The organism is Blastomonas sp. (genome assembly GCF_041747255.1).
GTDB lineage: Bacteria > Pseudomonadota > Alphaproteobacteria > Sphingomonadales > Sphingomonadaceae > Blastomonas.
In genome coordinates, this window is sequence record NZ_JBGTFM010000417.1 from 1 (window position 1) to 2,343 (window position 2,343).

Here is a 2,343-nt window from a genome sequence, read left to right on the forward strand (position 1 = left end):
GCAACTTTGCGCTTGTCGGCGGCTGGACGCTCGCCGCCACTGATGACGCGAGCAGCGCGATCATCAACGCGCATGTCGCCGCCTGCGTCGCCGCGCTTGTCTGGTTACTGCTTGAGCGGCTGCGCAGCGGCAAGGTCACCGCCACGGGCTTTGCTTCGGGGCTGGTCGCCGGGATCGCGGGCATCGCGCCGGCCGCTGGTTTGGTCTCTCCCGGCGGGGCGATCCTGATCGGAGCGCTGGTGGCTCCGGTGTGCTATTTCGCGCTGCGCTTCGTGCGAAAAACCCTGGCGATCGATGACAGCAGCGTGTTCGCGCTGCACGGCGTTGGCGGTCTGGTCGGCGCGTTGCTGGTCGCGGTGTTCATGGGCGCCGGTTTCGGCGGTACGGGCTATCCCGAAGGCGGCGGCCTCGTCAGCCAGTTGATCGCGCAGATCATCGGGCTGGGTGCGGTGGCAATCTGGTCGATCCTGGGAACGCTGATCATCGGCTATGGCGTTGCGGTGGCGATCCCGATGCGGGTTTCACCCGATGCTGAGCTGCGCGGGCTGGATGTCACCAGCCATGGCGAACAGGCGTGGGCAGCGCTGGCACAGCCCGCGCCGCAGCCGCATGCGCAGCCGGTTGTCATCGACGACACACCTGAGGCCCGCTAGCGCCTTATTCCTCACCCATCCTGAGCGCGGCGATGAAGGCTTCCTGCGGGATGCTGACGGAGCCATATTCGCGCATCCGCTTTTTGCCCTCCTTCTGCTTGTCGAGCAGCTTCTTCTTGCGGCTGATGTCGCCGCCATAGCATTTGGCGGTGACGTCCTTGCGCATCGCGGCAATGGTTTCGCGCGCGATCACCTTGCCGCCAATCGCCGCCTGGATCGGGATTTTGAACAGGTGGCGCGGAATCAAGTCCTTCAGCCGCTCGCACATGCCGCGCCCGCGCGACTCCGCCGTGCCGCGGTGGACGATCATGCTCAGCGCATCGACCGGCTCGGCGTTGACCATGATCGACATCTTGACGAGGTCACCCTCGCGATAGCCGATCTGGTGATAATCGAACGAGGCATAGCCGCGTGAAATGCTTTTCAGCCGGTCATAGAAATCGAACACCACCTCGTTGAGCGGCAGTTCGTAGGTCACCTGCGCACGGCCGCCGACATAGGTCAGGTTCTTCTGGATGCCGCGCCGGTCCTGGCATAGCTTGAGAATGCTGCCCAGATACTCGTCGGGGCAATAGATCACCGCCTCGATCCACGGCTCCTCGATCTCGTCGATGCGCGTCGGGTCGGGCATGTCGGCGGGATTGTGCAGTTCAAGCTCGCCGTTGCCGTGGGTCAGCTGAATCTTGTAGACCACCGACGGCGCGGTGGTGATCAGGTCAAGATCATATTCACGCGTGAGCCGCTCCTGGAGGATCTCAAGGTGCAGCAGGCCGAGAAACCCGCAACGGAAACCGAAACCCAGCGCAGCGCTCGATTCCATCTCGAAGCTGAACGAGGCATCGTTCAGTCGCAGCTTGCTGATGCTGTCGCGCAGCTTGTCGAAATCATTGGCATCGACCGGGAACAGGCCGCAGAACACCACCGGCTGCACTTCCTTGAAGCCTGGCAGCGGCGTCGTCGCGGGGTTCTTGACCGTGGTGATCGTGTCACCAACACGGGTCTGGCTGATGTCCTTGATCTGCGCGGTGATAAAACCAATCTCGCCTGCCGCGAGCTCGGGCAGGGTTTCGATCTTGGGCCGCATGCAGCCCACCCGGTCGACCAGATGCTCGGTGCCGCCGGCCATGAACTTGATGTTCAGACCCTTTTTGATGACACCGTTGACGACGCGCACCAGAATCACGACGCCCAGATACGGGTCATACCAGCTGTCGACCAGCATCGCCTCGAGCGGCGCGTTACGATCCCCCTTGGGCGGCGGGATTTTCTTGACGATCTGTTCCAGAATTTCGGCGATGCCGATGCCCGATTTGGCGCTGGCCAGCACCGCCTCTGACGCGTCGAGTCCAATGATGTCCTCGATCTCCTTCTTGACCTTGTCCGGTTCGGCGGCGGGCAGGTCTATCTTGTTGATGACCGGCAAAATCTCGTGATCATGTTCGATTGACTGGTAGACGTTGGCGAGCGTCTGCGCCTCGACCCCCTGCGCCGCATCGACCACCAGCAGCGCGCCCTCGCACGCGGCGAGGCTGCGCGAGACCTCATAGGCAAAATCGACATGCCCCGGCGTGTCCATGAGGTTCAGCTCATACAGCAGCCCGTCCTCAGCCGTATAGTTCAGCCGCACCGTCTGCGCCTTGATGGTGATCCCGCGTTCTTTTTCGATGTCCATGTTGTCGAGCACCTGCTC

2 protein-coding genes are annotated in these 2,343 nt (G+C 62.6%); one reads left to right on the top strand and one right to left on the bottom strand.

The window, feature by feature from the left end; all coding sequences use genetic code 11:
• On the top strand, positions 1-653 hold a 653-nt coding region (locus tag ACEW8G_RS14055), incomplete at its 5' end, for an ammonium transporter (protein ID WP_373489032.1).
• A 4-nt stretch (positions 654-657) separates the two neighbouring features.
• Here the strand turns inward: ACEW8G_RS14055 and lepA are convergent.
• The coding region (lepA, locus tag ACEW8G_RS14060; protein WP_373489033.1) for a translation elongation factor 4 at positions 658-2,343 on the bottom strand (1,686 nt) is incomplete at its 5' end.